The sequence below is a fragment of the Microbulbifer regidiadema (SeqCode) genome (assembly GCF_052467605.1).
In genome coordinates, this window is record NZ_CP174316.1 from 1,954,849 (window position 1) to 1,971,377 (window position 16,529).

A 16,529-nucleotide genomic window follows, 5' to 3' on the forward strand; every position below is an offset into this window, starting at 1 on the left:
CCGAACTGAAATAGACCTATAGTTCACAACTATTTTATCGGTGACACAAAGTCGCTGGGTTTCAGGGCCAATAGGGAACAGCTGACTTTCTGCAAGATATTCTCAGCCGTATTCCCCATAATGAAACCGGGTATCCCCGCCCGTGCAACGGTACCCATAACCAGCAGGTCAACCCGCTCTTCATCGATCAGCAGTGGAATAAAATTATCCGGATGGGCAACCGCGTGGCGAATGTGTATCTCCCCCTCAATTCCAGACGCACGCATCAGCACATCGAGCTTGGAGCGGTGCTGAGCTCGCGCCCATTCTGCGGCCTCATCCAGCGCCTCCTCCGAAGCGCTCAAGGTAAAATGGCGGCGCAAGTATTCATCGATATCGAAATCCCAGCAGGAAATAACGCTCAAGACCCCACTGCAACTATCGGCGAGCACTCGCGACCAGCGCAACAGCCGAATCGCCAAATCGTAAGTACGGCCCTCCTCGCACTCGGGATCAATCGCCACAGCCACCTGTATCTTGCTGTGCGGTCGCTCGATTGGACGACACAGCCATACCGGACAGGGACACTTTCGCAGTAGATCCATATCCATTGCCCTAAAGCCCTTAAGCTGACTGCGCCCCTCAACGTTCTTGATCACCAAGTCACAGCCCTCGACCAAGACCCGGCGAATCACCCGCTCTGCAGGGCGAACGCCACAGTCCGATTCAATCTCCAAGTTGCTCTTCGCTACAGGGATCGCCATATAAGCGCGAGCCGACTCAATTTCTCCTCTGACCCGCTCAAGCATCGCATTCACACAAAACTGGCCGAAATCCTCAAACCCCTCCGGTACTTTGGGGCACACCAGCAACACTTTAATCTCTGCCTGATGATTGCGCGCCAGCGCAAAAGCCTGCATCAGCCCGCTGCTTTCATCCTCTGCCCCATGGCTGATATACAGGATTTTATGAATACTTGGCATAACGCTGCCCTCAGCCATAACTATTTGTAAACGACAGAGGCAAAACTTCCTCGCAAACCCTACCGCTATTAAGGAATCATTCGAAGGCCCCTTAAATTGGTATCGTTGGCAGAGTAGATTTCACAAAGAAATAGGATCAGTACGGCGGAGGGAGAGAATACGCTGTGCCGGGGCAGTGTGAGTGGCAACTAACCCGTCGGGATACAGGAAAATTCAAGGGGCACAGAATAGCTGAGCCCCCTGGACTCGGAACGCCGGCGCAAACCGGCCAGAGTCGACGCGGGGATCAGATATCCAATACCTGCTTAACAAAGGGAATGGTAATCTTGCGCTTGGCCATTAGCGACGCCCGATCCAACTCCTCCAGACACAGGAAAAGCGCCCGCGTATCCCTCGGTGCGCGATGCAGAATGTATTGGGCCACATCTTCCGGCAGATCAAAACCGCGCAGGCGGCTGCGACGGCGCAGGGCGGCAACCTTATCGCTGTCATTGAGGGTTTTGAGCTGGAACACCAGGGACCAGTGTAGGCGGGACTGCAAATCTGCCAGGGCAATATCCATACCGCGAGGGGACTTGCGGGCCCCCATCAACAGCTGCCTGCCACCGTCCTTAACCCGGTTATAGAGGTGGAAAATGGCGGTCTGCCACTCGGGCTGCCCCTCCAGCAAATGCACATCGTCAATACACACAAGGTCCAGTCGCTCGAGGCCATCGAGAATCACGGCGGGATCCATGGCCATCAGATCTGCGAGCGGGAGATAGTGGAAAGAGCGACCATTGGCCTCTGCGCACTGACAGGCGGACTGAAGCAGGTGGCTAATACCACTGCCGGCCTCCCCCCAGATATAGATCACAGACTCCGGGTTCTCACCACTCGCAAAAGACTGTAGCAAGGCGACCACCTGCCTATTTGGATCGGAATCCGACAGGTAGAAGTTATCAAATGTGGCGTCATCCCGCAGGGATACCCCCAGCGGCAATTGTTGCGGAATACTCATCTCAATCCCAGTGATAGCGCAACGGATTCTCTGCGCTGCCCAGAGGTGAACGGTATCCATTTAGATTGATGGCGTCTCCGTCCGCTTGTGCCCGCAACTTATGATTTAGAGCCAGGGTGTCGCGCAAATTGTTCAACCCCACTGAGGTGACCAGTGCCAAGCGCATACGGTCCCCCTCAACAGAGAGTAGATTGGCGCTGGTCACCTGGGCCAGCCCCTGTAAGTAACCCGAGGCTTTCGCATAGTCGGCAAAACTGTCGATGCCAGACAGCTCAACAATCACCGCATCCAGTTGATTGCCCTGCCCATTAGGGAGTACTGCATAGCGCTGGGCAAGGATATTGGCTAATTGATTGACCCCGCGCAGGCTGACCTCTTCCAGGGAGCCGCCGGTGGTATCGAACGCATAGCTGCGGCCACCGTGAATCAACAGCCAATCCGCCTGCCAGCGATGGCCTGAGGCCTGAAGTACCCGCCCCATTAAGGTGGCATCGGGACTGTAGCGGAAACCCGCGCGCTCAGCGGCCTGCTCATCCTGGGCCCAGAGGGCGCCGAGGGGCATATTGCGCTGATCGTTGAGATCCATAACCGGGAAATCCAGGGGTACACCGCGCTCAATGGCCATAGCCTCGAGAACAGAGAACAGCTCAGGAGTCACTTCCTCACTGAGTGCGCTGCGCCCCTCTTGCAGGGTATCGACCGCCAGCCACACCAGGGTGCCGGGGCGATTATTGGGCCACATTGGCAAGCTCAATTGATTGACTTGCCGGGAGATGGCTTGGGGATCAAAGGAAAGGTGAAGGTAGAGCTGGTTGTCCTCGCGGGTATAGCGATACCCCTGGACAAACTGCTGTGCACTCTTCAGAACTGCCTGCACATTGGGGTTGCTGCCGATAGCAGCATCTCCTGTAACACGCACGAATACCCGTTCAAGGCCGCGACTTCCGGCTGCTGTACGATCCGTGGCTCCGCGACTCGGCACAGCCTCGACAACTTCGTACAAATCCGAGATGACTCGAGCCTGGACCGGTAGGGCGAGAACACTGACGATCAGAGCCAGCAACTGCAACACCAATCCCTGCCGGAGCAGTTTGTGCATAGGACTTATCTCCAAACCTCTTATTTTCCACCCCCTGAGCTTGCAGAAATTATTGTCGATGTGCAAGGCGCCAGATTTTGGGGCGGACTAAAAATTGCAGCTATTGTATCAGCGTCAGGCATTTCTCTCAGCCCCGAGTTCTCACTATCGGGGTGATTTCACAGCTCAAATGGCGAGAAAATGCCGAAATCCCCCTTTGAGATGCCGTCTGGGCGTGGCTACCAAGACAAGACCCGGATAGAATACGCGCCCTTCGAATACCCACCGCAGGAAGAATCATGAGCGATTCCAAGCCGCAATCTACGCAAACATCCCTTTCTTATAAAGATGCCGGTGTCGACATCGATGCAGGTAATGCACTGGTAGAGCGCATCAAAAATGTCGCCAAACGCACATCCCGCCCCGAGGTTATGGGTGGACTGGGCGGATTCGGCGCCCTGTGCGAACTTCCAAGTGGCTATAAAGAGCCGGTATTGGTTTCAGGTACCGATGGCGTGGGCACCAAGTTGCGCCTGGCGATGGACCTGGGTATTCACGACAGCATTGGCATCGACCTGGTTGCCATGTGCGTGAACGACCTCATCGTCGCCGGTGCCGAACCCCTCTTCTTCCTCGACTACTACGCAACTGGCAAACTGAATGTCGACATAGCGGCAGAAGTGGTTACCGGCATTGGCAAAGGCTGTGAACTGTCAGGCTGTGCCCTGGTCGGCGGTGAGACCGCTGAAATGCCCGGCATGTACGAAGGTGACGACTACGATCTGGCAGGCTTCTGCACCGGTGTCGTAGAGAAATCCGAAATCATTGACGGCAGCAAGGTTAAAGCCGGCGATGTACTGATCGGCCTGGCCTCCAGCGGCCCCCACTCCAACGGCTACTCCCTGATCCGCAAGGTTCTCGAAGTGAGCGGCGCCGATCTCCAGCAGGACATCGGCGGCGAAACCCTGGCCAAAGCACTGATGGCCCCGACCCGCATCTACGTGAAGAACCTCCTGCAACTCATGAAAACCTGCCAGGTGAACGCACTCAGCCACATCACCGGTGGCGGTCTGCTGGAAAATCTGCCGCGCGTACTGCCCGAAGGTTGCAGCGCCCGTATCGATGTCAGCAGCTGGACAATGCCGCCGGTATTCAACTGGCTGCGCGACGCGGGCAATATTGATAGCCGCGAAATGTACCGCACCTTTAACTGCGGTGTCGGCATGGTGATTTGCGTACCCGCTGCACAATCCGAACAAGCCCTGTCGACACTCAAGCAGCTGGGCGAAGACGCCTTTGTGGTCGGCACTATCGAAGATGCCCAAGCCGGGGCAGAAGCTGTAGAGCTGGCGGGGCTGTAATGTCTTGTAGAGTTGCCGTATTGATCTCCGGCAGTGGCAGCAACCTGCAAGCCCTGCTGGATGCCGCTGCACAGGCGGATGCGCCCTTTTCGGTGAGCGCGGTTATCAGTAACAAGGCGGATGCCTACGGGTTGACCCGCGCACAGCAGGCGGGTGTTCCCGCCTCAGTGGTGGATCACCGCAATTTCTCCAGCAGAGAGGTTTTCGACCAGGCTCTGATCGAAGAGATCGACCAGTACAAACCGGACCTGGTTGTACTGGCTGGGTTTATGCGTATTTTGACCCCTGAATTTGTGCGCCACTACAGCGGCCGCCTGATCAATATCCACCCCTCCCTACTGCCCAAATACCAGGGGCTGCATACCCACAAGCGGGCACTGGAGGCTGGGGATAAAGAGCACGGTGTCACCGTGCACTTTGTCACCGAGGAACTCGACGGTGGCCCACCCATCGTCCAGGCCATTGTCCCTATAGAGGAAGGGGACAGCCCCGAACTGCTGGCACAGCGGGTACAGGTTCAGGAGCACATTATTTACCCAATGGCGGTAACCTGGTTCGCACAGCAGCGCCTGCAAATGGCCGATGACCGGGTTCGGCTCGACGGTGAATTACTTCCCCAACACGGGGTGCAAATTTCCGCATAGAACCGCTCTCTGGTAGCTGGCGGGGTAAAAGTTCTTCAATGTACTTTGCACACCTCGCCAGCTAGTATTCAGGAAGGTTGAGTTTTTTGTGGGATATCACAGTGCGCCTTCTTGCTACTTTTCTATTTGTTTTTTTCGTCACCGGCCAGGCAATTGCCGCTGAGCTGGAACCTTTCAAAGCCACCTACGCCGCCCGTTTTAATGGGATCAGCATTACCGCCACTCGCGAGCTCTCCGGGCAGGATGGTAACTGGCGCCTGGATTTCGATAGCAGCGCCTTATTTGCCAGCATCACCGAATACTCGCGCTTTACCAGCGAGAACGGCCACATCAGCCCCAGACACTACGAGTACCACCGCAAAGGCCTCGGTCGCAACCGCACCACGGTGCTCAACTTCGAACCGGCAAAGGGCTTGGTCCTCAATGTTCACAACCCCGAACAAGACCTTAAAGACGTACCGCCGAATGTTCTCGACAAGGTCAGCTATCAAGTTCAACTAGCACTGGATATTGCTGCCGGAAAAACAGACCTGCAATACCAGGTTGCCGACGGTAAAAAAATTCGCAACTACAAATTTAATCAAATCGGCACTGAAACGCTGAAAACTCCGCTGGGTCCCGTCGAGACAATCAAGGTCGCTCGTATGAGGAGCAAAAACTCAGGAAAAGAGACAACTGTGTGGATCGCTCCACAGTGGAACTACACCCTGGTGAAACTTATTCAGAGAGAAGAAAATGGCAAAAAATATCAAATAAACCTGACAAATTTATCCATCAACGGTAAAAAAGTCACCCCTAGCCAATAAATGGCCACATTTTCGCTTGGCGGAAAAAAATCCGCCGACTTAGATAGCTTTTTGCTCCCATTGTCTTTATAAAGTCACACCTCTCCCTCACTCAGGCAATTTTGTATTGCTAGACTTTTCAGGAAGGGATTTGTTACGGAAATGGAAGGTACTTATATAAATCTAAAGACCTTCCTGCTATGGCGGGGTTGCTACCAACCTGCTTATGGCTCTCAGTAATCAGCAGACTTAGAGATGGGTTCTCATGAATAAAAATTACCTGCGACACGCAGTTCTAGCCGCGGCGATCAGCTCCGTTTCCCAAGGCGCTATGGCTGCAGGTTTCTACTTGCAGGAAACCAGCACTTCTGGCCTCGGCCGTGCTTTTGCTGCCGAAAATACTATCGGCGACAACGCTGCAATTCTCGCGCGTAACCCAGCCGGTTCGGCACTGTTCGATACCTACACCATTTCTCTTGGTGCGACTTATGTTGATCCCGAGATCGATGTAGAAGGTGACACCACCTACTATGTCGACCCTGGAATTGGCTACCTGGCAGTTGAAACCCAAGGCGATGCCAAGGACTTTGCCACTAGCGCAGTCATCCCCAATGCCTACCTGGCAGCCCCCATCAACGATGAGTGGTCCTGGGGCCTGGCCATGTACACCGATTTCGGTCTGGAAACTGATTTCCCCGACACCTTCTCGGCAAGCACAATCGCCAACCAGACCTCCCTGATGACGGTCAACATTCAGCCGTCTATCGCTTATGATTTTAACGATCAATTCAGCGTTGGTATCGCTGCCAATATTTTCTATGTCGACGCAGAGCTGAGCACCAGCTTCCCCGACAACTTCGTGATCGGTGAAACCGTAGAATCCGTTATCGGATTTAACCCCGCCGGCGCCACCCTGCTGAATGTACAAGGGGATGCCTGGGACCTGAGCTGGACCATCGGCGGCATCTGGCGCATCAGTGACAATACCCGTGCGGGCATCTCTTACCACGCCAAGTACGACCCCGAAATCAAAGGCGAAGTAAACTCTGATATTGCTCCAAGTCCGTACAGCCCGTTCGACGACACCTCCGGCGAACTGACCCTGAACCTGCCAGACACCCTGGAGCTGGGCTTTTACCACCGCTTTAACAATAACTGGGGCCTCGCGCTGGGCTACATGTGGACTAACTGGGACCGCTTCGAGAGCCTGGAAGCCTATATCCCGTCTGCCGGCGATGGTTACAACCCTCTGCTACTGAAAGAAGAAAACTTCCAGAGCGGCTCCCGTTTCAGCGTTGCCGGTGAATACTACCGCAATAACGACTGGACCTTCCGCTTTGGCTACGCCTACGACCAAGGCGCCGCCCGCGACGGTTTAAACGACCATGAGACCGAAACCGTCTCGGCACTGGTAGGCGAGGACCTGCCAATTACCTGGCGCACACTGTCCATTCCCGACACCGATCGCCAGTGGCTGACCGTTGGCGGCACTTACTCATTGAGCGAGCAGCTCACTGTAGATGCTGCCTTCGCCTATATCTGGGGCGACGATGAAACGATCCAGGAAGCAAGCTACAGCATTCCTCAGCTGGTAACTTATTACGATGGTGGCACCACCAAAACCGAAGCTTACCTGTTCAGCTTGGCTCTAAACTACAAGTTCTAAGCCTCCCTGTCCCGAGTAAGAAAAAGGCTCTACCTCCGGTAGGGCCTTTTTTTATTTCCAGCCAAGGTATATCCCGCCACCTTGCGATAAATCAAAGTACCCCTTTAATACCACCACACAATCAAAGCGCACTTTCACAGGCAAAATTTCCCCTTAAAAAAACCAAAGAGCAAAACCGCAACGCCCAACAACATAGTGCGGACTTACTAACAAATCCCACAGTCCCGAATTATTCGGAGCCCCCCTAGACAATCAATATTGGTCAAAGTCTCATTATATGGCGGGTAGCTCTGGTAAACTTGCGCCCCCGTGTTTCCAAGATGTATTCCAACACCTTGCCAATCTGCAATACAGCTCCCAATAACCCAGCTCGGACAGAGAGGGGTAAGGCTACGCTAACAAGCAGTACTATCGCCCCACTTGAACAGGGGCTGACATAGACACAGCGAACACAAAACCCATTTAAATTGAGAAGCAAGTCAAACTACAAGAGTAAAATCATGAAGTTATCAGCAGTATTTATCTTGTTAATTTTAAGCCTGGATGTAGCGGCTTTCTCCATGGGGGACGCTATTAATACCGCTGGCCGACAGCGAATGCTGTCGCAGCGCATCACTCAAGCTTATATCTTGCAGGGCGTTCAACCAGATGCAGAACGCCACCAAAAAGTGTTCGCCAGGTCGATTCTCGATTTCAAGAAAAACCATGAAAAACTCAGTAAATTTACCGGTGCCCAAAAAATTAAAGCGCAGCTGATTAAAGTACAGAGGGAGTGGAACGCATTTGAGTTGATCACCAGGCAGCCGGTCAGCAAAGAAAGCGCCAGCGAGTTATTTAAACGCAGCAACTCCCTCCTCTCTGCGGCTCACACTTACGTTGTGCAACTCCAACAACTCGCCAACCACAACAGTGCCGAACTTATCAATATCGCCGGCCGCCAACGTATGCTTTCGCAGAGAATTGCCAAAAACTACGCCGCCACACTTTGGGGCGTATCCCCTGAAGCTGCCGAGACGGCACTACATGAAGACCTGAGTGAGTACTCCAGCCGCCTAAATCAACTATTGGAAAGCCCACTCAATACCCCGCAAATTAATAGCAACCTGCACAAGGCAAAAGATCACTTGAGTTACGCCAGTCGGGGATTTGAGGGAAATATGAAGATATCGGAAAAGCGCCAGATCCAGGTGATCACCGGCACAACCGACCTGATGCTGCGCAATATGAATATCATTACCGGGCAGTACGCCGAGTTATTGAACGCGAAGAAACCGCAATAAAAAAAGGGGGCTCACGCCCCCTTTTTTTCTATCGGCGATAAAACTAACGCCGAAACCCTTCAGCTTACCAACCGCACTGGCGGCCTTGGTTTTGCTCTTCCAGGTACGCCATTAGCGGCTGGAAGTAATCGATAATAGCTGAGGCATCCAGGTCGCGCTGACCCGTGAGCGCTTCCATCGCATCCGGCCACGGCTTGCTCGCACCCATCGCCAGCATCGCGCGCAGCTTCTTACCGGCTTCATCATTTTTGTAGATGGAGCAGCGGTGCAGCGGTCCGGTTTCACCGGCCGCTTCACACAGTGCGCGGTGGAATTGGAACTGCTGGATACGCGCGAGGAAGTAGCGAGCGTAGGGGGTATTGCCAGGAATATGGTATTTGGCACCCGGGTCGAAGTTCGCTTCTGAGCGCTCTACCGGAGCGGCAATACCCTGGTAATCTTCACGCAGCTTCCACCAGGCCTTGTTGTAATCCTCCGGCTGCACCTCACCGTTGAATACCTGCCAGCGCCACTTGTCTACCAGCAAACCAAACGGCAGGAAGGCAATTTTATCCAGCGCCTGCTGCATCAGGTAGCCGATATCTTTACTCTCATCCGGCACCTCATCCATCAGGCCGATTTCCTTCAGGTACTTAGGCGTAATGGAAAGCGCAATGGTGTCGCCAACAGCTTCGTGGAAGCCATCATTGGCGCCCTCTTTATAAAGGAACGGCTGATCTTTGTAGATGCGCTGGTAGAAGTTGTGGCCCAACTCGTGGTGAATGGTAACCAGATCTTCGCCCGTCTTATTGATACACATCTTGATGCGGAGATCGTCCTGGCCATCCATATTCCAGGCGCTGGCATGACAAACCACGTCGCGATCGCGCGGCTGGGTGAACTGGGAGCGCTCCCAGAAAGTTTCCGGCAGGGGCTTAAAGCCCAAAGAGGTGAAGAACTTCTCCCCCACTTTAACCATATCTTTTTCACTCATGCCGGAATCGACAACCAGCTGAGTCAGATCGTAGGGAGCCTGCATATCGTCGTCTTTGACCAGGTCATAGACGTTGCCCCACTCCTGCGCCCACATATTGCCCAGCAAGTGCGCGGGAATCTTACCCTGCGCCGGCGCGACATCATCGCCGTAGTGCTCATTCAGCTTGGCGCGTACATGGCAGTGCAAAGCCTCGTACAGCGGCTTCACTTTGCCCCACTGGGTATCCATATCCGCCGCAAAGGCATCCGGGGTCATATCGTATTTGGAGCGCCAGAACACACTCAGGTTGTCGTAACCCAGCTCTTTGGTACCCGCATTACCAATCTCCACTTGGCGCTCATACAGAGGCTTCATCGGCGGGGAAACTTCGCGCCAACCAGCCCACAACTCTTTGAGCAGCTCCGGGTCGCGGCTAGTCGCCATCACCTGGCCCATCTCGGTCAGGGTGTAGCACTTTTCCTCACCGGCATCTTCACGGCAGTATTTGCCTGCGCCGTACATGCCCTGCATCTTTGAGCCGATTTGCGCCAGCTCGGACGTTAGCGCCGGATCTTTCGGTGCCGGGAATACCAGCCCCTGCTTCAACATGGTCAGTTGGCGGCGGGTATCCGGGTCCAGATCCAGGTCGTTAAACTTGGCGGCCTCTGAAGCCAGCTCTACCGCCAAAGTGGTATATCGCTCTGACGCCAAAGCTTCCACGTATTGGGAATCAATATTGATATAAGTAGAAGCAAGCCAAGCTGCATGGCTCGCCTCCTGCCCCATTTTTTCCAAACGCTGCTGGGCCCCCTTAAGGAAAGCCTGAGCATCTTTGGCGGTCAGCTTTTGAGCGGCTGAACCTTCTGCGGCTGGCTGAGTTGCAGCGGCTGGCTTTGCAGCCTGCTGTCCGCTGTCACAGGCCGACAGGGCAACAGCAACTGCTATCGAGAGAGCAATTTTTTTCATTTTCTCCTCAAGAATCCTTGTTAGATCTGCTTATAGTTGACGCCGTTTATAGCATAAGCCCCGCCCGATCAGCGACGGCAAGGCGACAGATGCCGCCAGATCGACACAAAATCCCCTTTTATATCGCCTTTGCGGAAAAAAATTTGGCAAAGAATAGATTGAAAACTGCGAGACAGGCGAATAGAGACGCGCTCGGCCAGGATTTTTTTAGAGGGAATTCTTTAGAAAAAAGGGGGGAGATTGGAGGCGACCCAACCAGCAACACCCTCGGCACATGATACTACTGCTACCGTTGCTCCCTTCCGGGCCTGGCGGGGTTCACAGCTGTTCATTGCGAGGGGACCGGAAGGGCCACCACAACGATCTTCGGTGTCTGTGCATCCGAAGAGGGCGCGATTATAGAGGTATAAAGCGATAATATCCAGCCCTATTAACAGGTTATAATAAACGACTACTATCTCACCCCCTGCAAAGAGTTACTCATGCACTTGTTTGTCGATAATTTAACCAACGTTGACTTCAGCTACCTCGACCCTAAGCGAGGCATCGTAGGCGAGACCTGGCTGGCAGATGCCGCCCTCGATGGCGCCCTGGATGAGCAGGGGATGGTTTGCGATTTTGGCATCGTGAAAAAGACCCTGAGACACTGGCTCGATGACCAGGTCGACCACCGCCTGTTGGTACCGACCCGCTCCCCCCAACTGACCTTGGAGCACAAAGAAACCCAGGTAAACCTGACTTGGCAGCTGCAAAGTGGCGCTTCTATCAGCGTCTCGGGGCCGGAGCAGGCCTTTGCCCTGGTAGACGCTGAGACAATTACGGCGGACAGCGTCGCCGTCTGGTGTGTTCAGCAGCTGGCCAGCCACTTCCCCGACAGCGTGGAAAAGCTCAAACTCAACTTCCACTGTGAACATATTGAAGACGCCTTCTACCACTACAGCCACGGCTTGAAAAAACACCTGGGCAATTGCCAGCGTATCGCCCACGGACACCGATCGCGCATTCAGGTGATGACCGATGGCCAGCGCAATAAGGCGCGGGAAAAATACTGGGCTGAGCGCTGGGAAGACATTTACCTGGGCACTCGCGAGGATCTGGTTTCAACCACGCAGGATGATCGCGGTGAAAAGACCCACCACTTCGCCTACCGCGCACAACAGGGGGACTTCACCCTGTCCATTCCGGCCAAGGCCTGCGAAATTCTTGACTGCGACACCACCGTGGAGCAACTGGCCCAATATATCGCCAACGCCCTGGCGGCAGAGGAGCCGGGGATAGCGATTACCGTGCGGGCCTACGAGGGCATTGGCAAAGGCGCAATTGCCTCGGCCAAAACCCATTAAGCCGAGCCGCGCAAACCGCCCTCAAGATAAACTGAAGTACCAAGGCGCCAGACGTTGAACCTGATTGTTTTACAAGAGCACGACTTTATTAGCCCCAACCGTGTCCAGCTGGGCGGCCGCCAGCTGGAGCATATCGCCCAGGTTCACAAAGCTGAGCCGGGACAGCGCCTACGTGTCGGGCTGCTCAACGGGCAAATAGGCAGTGGTGAGATTATTGCGCTCAATGCGCACAGTGTTGAGCTTGAGGTGACATTCGCCATAGATCCCCCACAGGCGCTGCCGCTCACCCTGATACTAGCCCTGCCCCGCCCTAAAATGCTCAAGCGGGTTATCCAGCACCTGACCGCTCTCGGCGTCAAAAAGCTGATATTGGTCAATAGCTATCGGGTCGAGAAGTCTTACTGGCAGACACCCTGGCTGCAGGAGGACAAACTCTTCGAGCAGTGCCTGCTCGGGCTTGAGCAGGCTGTCGACACACAAATGCCGGAGATCTTACTGCGCAAACGCTTTAAACCCTTTGTCGAAGACGAGCTTCCCGAACTCTGCGCCGAGTCCCGCAAACTGGTAGCCCACCCGGTAGGGGGTAGCGCTTGCCCGGTGGATATAAAACAGCCCACCACTTTAGCCATTGGTCCCGAAGGGGGGTTTATCAATTATGAGGTTGAGAAACTCCAGGAGGTTGGCTTTCAATCGGTCCACCTGGGGCCGCGTATTTTGCGTGTAGAAACGGCGCTGCCCGTGTTGATCAGCCGATTGTTCCCCGCCTCTTAAACTTCTTCACGGCTAGGGGCCCCTGGGCTGCGCGGCAACGGTTAGCAACTCTGTAGAGCGGCCCGCAAAAATACTGCGGGATTGCTCAGGGCCCGTTAAATAATTAATATTTCATCAATTTGTCATAATTAAGTCATATTTTGCGCCCTCGTTTTACCTTCCACGGTCGAGTGACTATGCGCATATTCTTAAGCCGGACAAAGCAAACCGTTCTCTTCCTTCTCGGAATAACACTGTCAGCGGCAACTTCGGCAACCCAAACCAGCTTCCCCCCAGGCACCTCGGGCCTGCTCTTTACCCTACACGGATCAAATACAGTGGGTGCAAAATTGGCCCCCAATCTGATCAGTAACTACCTGCGCTCAAGAGGCGCCAGCAACCTGGAAACGATTGCTCTCGATCGTGAAAATGAAGTCCGCGTGCGGGCCGATGTCAACGGCGAGAAAGTCTATATCGATATCGCCGCACACGGCTCAAGCACTGGTTTTAAAGGCCTGGAGCAAGCCCAGGCCGATATCGCCATGGCCTCCCGGCCAATCAGAGCGGCAGAAAATGCGGCCCTCAATCGCCTCGGCGATCTGCGCAGACACGGGGCGGAGCACGTAATTGCCATCGATGGCCTGGCGATTATTGTTCACCCCCACAACCCGGTTAACCAACTAACCCTGCAACAAATTGCGGCGATTTTTGCCGGCGAAATCACCGACTGGTCTGCGGTCGGTGGGCGAAAGGCCCCGATTAAGGTGCTGGCCAGGGACGACCAATCCGGTACCTGGGACACATTTCAAAGTCTCGTCCTGGGCAACACGCGCGCCCTCAGCACCGATGCCGCGCGCTTTGAATCCAGTGAGCAATTATCGGATCGGGTATCGGCGCAGCCCAACAGTATTGGCTTTGTCGGCCTGGCCTCTATTCGCCAGTCCAAGGCGCTCGCCGTAGCCGATAACAACACCCAGCCCCAGTCCCCGGGCCACCTGACCATTGCCACGGAGGATTACCCGCTATCGCGCCGTTTGTTTTTGTACTCCTCCGCCTATAGGGCAAAACCTGCGGCGGCGGAATTTCTCCAATTTGTACAGAGTGAACAGGGCCAGGAACAAGTCAAAGCCACTGGCTTCGTGGCGCAGACACCGATTGGGGTAAAACCGGCTGCCAACCGCGAGGGGCCCGAGGAGTACCTTAAATTAACGGAAAATGCCCAGCGCCTGAGTATCAATTTCCGCTTTTCCGAGGGGAGCGCCTCACTGGACAATAAGGCACAACAGGATATTCAGCGGCTTGTGCGGTTTATGCAAAAAGCGGAAAACAAACAAAAACGCCTGTTATTGATTGGTTTTGGCGATGAAAAAGTCAGTGCAAGCCGCTCCATTATTTTATCCAAACTGCGCGCCACTACGGTTCGTTCAGCCCTCAGGGACCAGCAGATCAATACGGTTCCGGTACAAGGATTCGGCGCCTATCTGCCGGTAGCCTCCAACGGCTCAAGTTCAAAAATTAAAAATCGCCGGGTGGAAATCTGGATTATTTAACCGCTGCGGTGAAACCTTCCCCAAAGAGGTGACAAGGAAGTCCCTCCCCGCTTTTTTCTTCTCTGTTCTCCCCCCAAGTTTTTACATCAGTCCTTTTGCAAGACATAAAGAGCCTCTGAGTAATTCCGCAATCTCTCTGCGGGGCTGTCAAAATCTGCATAAATAACACGCATAAAAAAGCCGCGTAAATACGCGGCTATCAATATAGTGGCTAGTGCCACCAGGTCTCACAGAGAGGAGCGCAAAAAGCGCTCCGGGGGAAGCGTTGCACCAACAAGCGCGCTAGCGCTTATGTACAGTGCGGCCGCCTAGTGGCGGCCACAGGGGGATCAGGCTACAGCGTCTTTCGCTACGGCTTCTTTTTGCAGAGCCAGCTTGGGATCTACAAACTCGTAACCCAGCACATCGGCTACGGCTTGGTAGGTCACCATGCCCGCGTGAACGTTCAGGCCTTCCAGCAGGTTGGCATCGTCCAGCAGAGCCTGCTTGGCGCCTTTATTGGCCAGAGCCACAGCGTAAGGCAGGGTGGCGTTGTTCAGGGCCATAGTGGAGGTGCGCGCAACACCGCCGGGCATATTGGCAACACAGTAGTGAACAACACCGTCAACCACGTAGGTGGGCTCTTGGTGAGTGGTTGCCTTGGAGGTCTCAAAACAACCGCCCTGGTCAATGGCCACGTCAACAATAACAGCGCCTTTCTTCATGCGGCTGATAATATCGCGGGTCAGCAGTTTGGGAGCCGCAGCACCTGGAATCAGGACCGCGCCTACAACCAGGTCCGCTTCCAGTGCGTGCTTTTCGATCGCATCGTTGGTGGAGTATTCAGTGCGAACCGCACCGCCGAAGATATCGTCCAGCTGGCGCAGGCGCGGCAGGGAGCGATCGAGGATAGTCACGTCAGCGCCCATACCCAGGGCCATCTTCGCTGCGTTAGTACCCACAACACCGCCGCCGATAATCAGGACTTTAGCCGGGGCAACACCGGGAACACCGCCGAGCAGTACACCGAGACCGCCCTGGGCTTTCTCCAGGTGGTGGGCACCGCACTGTACCGACATACGGCCGGCCACTTCGGACATAGGCGCCAACAGAGGCAGGCCGCCGAAGCGGTCGGTCACGGTTTCATAGGCGATGCAGGTAGCGCCGGATTTCACCAGCAGCTCAGTTTGTTTGGGGTCTGGTGCCAGGTGCAGATAGGTGTACAGGAGCTGTCCAGGGCGCAGCATTTCGCACTCGTGGGGCTGGGGCTCTTTTACCTTGACGATCATATCGGCAGTGGCAAAAATTTCTTCCGGAGTATCGATAATTTTAGCGCCGGCTTGAATATACATCTCATCGGGGAAACCGATAGCGGCACCGCCATCCTTCTGTACGATCACTTCATGACCGTGGCCAATCAGTTCGCGAACACTCGACGGCGTCAGGCCAATACGATACTCGTGGTTCTTAATCTCTTTAGGGACGCCAATCAACATTTTGTTTCTCCTCGCTCTCTGCGCTTGGCACTTCTCTAAAAATAGAAGCACCTAATTTCTATGTTTTCACCATTATAGGAACAGCTAATAAGTGGATATTTACTAGAATTTGGATAAAACTAGTGGAATCCACTAATAAAACCCCAGATATGTCTACTTTTTAAGCGTATCGACTACATTGGAGACAGCCGTTATGCGCAAGCGCGCGGGAGAGCTCAGTACCATCGACCGGAATATATTGCGCGTTCTGCAAAAGAACGGGCGCACCAGCTATGCGGAGCTGGCCAGGCAAGTAGGATTGACTGCGACCCCCTGTGTCGAGCGGGTCAAACGCCTGGAAAATGACAATGTTATTCAGGGTTATACCGCCTTGATTAACCCGGAGTTCCTCGATGCGGCCCTGGTGGTCTTTGTGCAAATCCGACTGAACCGCTCCGCTCAGGACGCCTTTGAGGAGTTTCGCAATGCGGTCGCCGCCCTGCCTGAAGTGCAGGAGTGCTACCTGGTATCGGGAAATTTTGATTACTTAATCAAAGCCCGGGTGGCCGATATGAGCGCCTACCGCAAATTCTACGGCGAGACCCTTTTGACACTGCCGGAAGTACAAGAGTGCACCAGCTATGTGGTGATGGAAGAGGTTAAAGAGACATTGGAAGTACCGGTTCACTACAACCGCTAGCGGGCCAAGCGATGAGTGGCCACAGCCACTCATCG

14 protein-coding genes and 1 other RNA gene are annotated in these 16,529 nt (G+C 54.4%); 9 read left to right on the top strand and 6 right to left on the bottom strand.

Annotated features, from left to right (window positions below; all coding sequences use genetic code 11):
- Nucleotides 1-29: 29 nt before the first annotated feature.
- From ACJJIF_RS09175 to ACJJIF_RS09185, 3 genes are all read right to left on the bottom strand, one after another.
- Complete coding sequence (locus ACJJIF_RS09175) at nt 30-962, bottom strand: universal stress protein (RefSeq protein WP_444931917.1); 933 nt, start codon at nt 960-962, stop codon at nt 30-32.
- 286 nt (nt 963-1,248) lie between these two features.
- Entirely contained in the window at nt 1,249-1,962 is a 714-nt protein-coding gene (hda, locus tag ACJJIF_RS09180; protein ID WP_108732222.1) for a DnaA regulatory inactivator Hda, read from the bottom strand.
- 1 nt (nt 1,963) lies between these two features.
- The gene (locus tag ACJJIF_RS09185; protein WP_444931918.1) at nt 1,964-3,061 is read right to left on the bottom strand and encodes a DUF2066 domain-containing protein; all 1,098 of its coding nucleotides are present in this window, start codon (nt 3,059-3,061) and stop codon (nt 1,964-1,966) included.
- A gap of 278 nt (nt 3,062-3,339) precedes the next feature.
- On the opposite strand from ACJJIF_RS09185, the gene purM reads away from it, so the two are divergent.
- From purM to ACJJIF_RS09210, 5 genes are all read left to right on the top strand, one after another.
- Nucleotides 3,340-4,401: a phosphoribosylformylglycinamidine cyclo-ligase gene (gene purM / locus ACJJIF_RS09190; protein ID WP_444931919.1), complete on the top strand. Its 1,062-nt coding sequence runs from the start codon at nt 3,340-3,342 to the stop codon at nt 4,399-4,401.
- The gene (purN, locus tag ACJJIF_RS09195) at nt 4,401-5,045 is read left to right on the top strand and encodes a phosphoribosylglycinamide formyltransferase (protein WP_444931920.1); all 645 of its coding nucleotides are present in this window, start codon (nt 4,401-4,403) and stop codon (nt 5,043-5,045) included. The genes purM and purN overlap by 1 nt, the downstream gene beginning before the upstream one ends.
- Nucleotides 5,046-5,146: 101 nt before the next feature.
- On the top strand, nt 5,147-5,851 hold the full coding sequence (locus ACJJIF_RS09200) for a DUF3108 domain-containing protein (protein ID WP_444931921.1): 705 nt from the start codon (nt 5,147-5,149) through the stop codon (nt 5,849-5,851).
- Between the two features lie 244 nt (nt 5,852-6,095).
- Nucleotides 6,096-7,496: an OmpP1/FadL family transporter gene (locus ACJJIF_RS09205; protein ID WP_444931922.1), complete on the top strand. Its 1,401-nt coding sequence runs from the start codon at nt 6,096-6,098 to the stop codon at nt 7,494-7,496.
- A gap of 500 nt (nt 7,497-7,996) precedes the next feature.
- Nucleotides 7,997-8,776: a type IV pili methyl-accepting chemotaxis transducer N-terminal domain-containing protein gene (locus tag ACJJIF_RS09210; protein ID WP_444931923.1), complete on the top strand. Its 780-nt coding sequence runs from the start codon at nt 7,997-7,999 to the stop codon at nt 8,774-8,776.
- A gap of 64 nt (nt 8,777-8,840) precedes the next feature.
- Here the strand turns inward: ACJJIF_RS09210 and ACJJIF_RS09215 are convergent, their stop codons facing one another.
- Both ACJJIF_RS09215 and ffs read right to left on the bottom strand, forming a co-directional pair.
- Entirely contained in the window at nt 8,841-10,697 is a 1,857-nt protein-coding gene (locus ACJJIF_RS09215) for a M2 family metallopeptidase (RefSeq protein ID WP_444931924.1), read from the bottom strand.
- A gap of 250 nt (nt 10,698-10,947) precedes the next feature.
- An RNA gene (ffs, locus tag ACJJIF_RS09220) (signal recognition particle sRNA small type) lies at nt 10,948-11,045 on the bottom strand.
- Nucleotides 11,046-11,179: 134 nt separating this feature from the next.
- Between ffs and ACJJIF_RS09225 the strand changes: the two genes are divergently transcribed.
- From ACJJIF_RS09225 to ACJJIF_RS09235, 3 genes are all read left to right on the top strand, one after another.
- On the top strand, nt 11,180-12,040 hold the full coding sequence (locus ACJJIF_RS09225) for a 6-carboxytetrahydropterin synthase (protein WP_444931925.1): 861 nt from the start codon (nt 11,180-11,182) through the stop codon (nt 12,038-12,040).
- Nucleotides 12,041-12,094: 54 nt separating this feature from the next.
- Nucleotides 12,095-12,811, top strand: coding sequence for a 16S rRNA (uracil(1498)-N(3))-methyltransferase (locus tag ACJJIF_RS09230; protein WP_444931926.1), 717 nt, complete (start codon nt 12,095-12,097; stop codon nt 12,809-12,811).
- 176 nt (nt 12,812-12,987) lie between these two features.
- A complete protein-coding gene (locus ACJJIF_RS09235) occupies nt 12,988-14,340 on the top strand; it encodes a substrate-binding domain-containing protein (RefSeq protein ID WP_444931927.1) in 1,353 nt (450 codons plus the stop codon).
- Between the two features lie 329 nt (nt 14,341-14,669).
- On the opposite strand, the gene ald is transcribed toward ACJJIF_RS09235, so the two are convergent.
- The gene (ald, locus tag ACJJIF_RS09240; RefSeq protein ID WP_444931928.1) at nt 14,670-15,815 is read right to left on the bottom strand and encodes an alanine dehydrogenase; all 1,146 of its coding nucleotides are present in this window, start codon (nt 15,813-15,815) and stop codon (nt 14,670-14,672) included.
- Nucleotides 15,816-16,008: 193 nt separating this feature from the next.
- Between ald and ACJJIF_RS09245 the strand changes: the two genes are divergently transcribed.
- On the top strand, nt 16,009-16,494 hold the full coding sequence (locus tag ACJJIF_RS09245) for an Lrp/AsnC ligand binding domain-containing protein (RefSeq protein WP_444931929.1): 486 nt from the start codon (nt 16,009-16,011) through the stop codon (nt 16,492-16,494).
- Nucleotides 16,495-16,529: the final 35 nt, after the last annotated feature.

What these genes read in the sequence shown, in the direction of transcription:
- ACJJIF_RS09225 (WP_444931925.1), top strand. Translation starts at nt 11,180, where the DNA reads ATGCACTTGTTTGTCGATAATTTAACCAACGTTGACTTCAGCTACCTC.
- ACJJIF_RS09205 (WP_444931922.1), top strand. Translation starts at nt 6,096, where the DNA reads ATGAATAAAAATTACCTGCGACACGCAGTTCTAGCCGCGGCGATCAGC.
- purM (WP_444931919.1), top strand. Translation starts at nt 3,340, where the DNA reads ATGAGCGATTCCAAGCCGCAATCTACGCAAACATCCCTTTCTTATAAA.
- ACJJIF_RS09215 (WP_444931924.1), bottom strand. Translation starts at nt 10,697, where the DNA reads ATGAAAAAAATTGCTCTCTCGATAGCAGTTGCTGTTGCCCTGTCGGCC.
- ACJJIF_RS09185 (WP_444931918.1), bottom strand. Translation starts at nt 3,061, where the DNA reads ATGCACAAACTGCTCCGGCAGGGATTGGTGTTGCAGTTGCTGGCTCTG.
- ACJJIF_RS09175 (WP_444931917.1), bottom strand. Translation starts at nt 962, where the DNA reads ATGCCAAGTATTCATAAAATCCTGTATATCAGCCATGGGGCAGAGGAT.
- hda (WP_108732222.1), bottom strand. Translation starts at nt 1,962, where the DNA reads ATGAGTATTCCGCAACAATTGCCGCTGGGGGTATCCCTGCGGGATGAC.
- purN (WP_444931920.1), top strand. Translation starts at nt 4,401, where the DNA reads ATGTCTTGTAGAGTTGCCGTATTGATCTCCGGCAGTGGCAGCAACCTG.
- ACJJIF_RS09235 (WP_444931927.1), top strand. Translation starts at nt 12,988, where the DNA reads ATGCGCATATTCTTAAGCCGGACAAAGCAAACCGTTCTCTTCCTTCTC.
- ACJJIF_RS09245 (WP_444931929.1), top strand. Translation starts at nt 16,009, where the DNA reads ATGCGCAAGCGCGCGGGAGAGCTCAGTACCATCGACCGGAATATATTG.
- ACJJIF_RS09210 (WP_444931923.1), top strand. Translation starts at nt 7,997, where the DNA reads ATGAAGTTATCAGCAGTATTTATCTTGTTAATTTTAAGCCTGGATGTA.
- ald (WP_444931928.1), bottom strand. Translation starts at nt 15,815, where the DNA reads ATGTTGATTGGCGTCCCTAAAGAGATTAAGAACCACGAGTATCGTATT.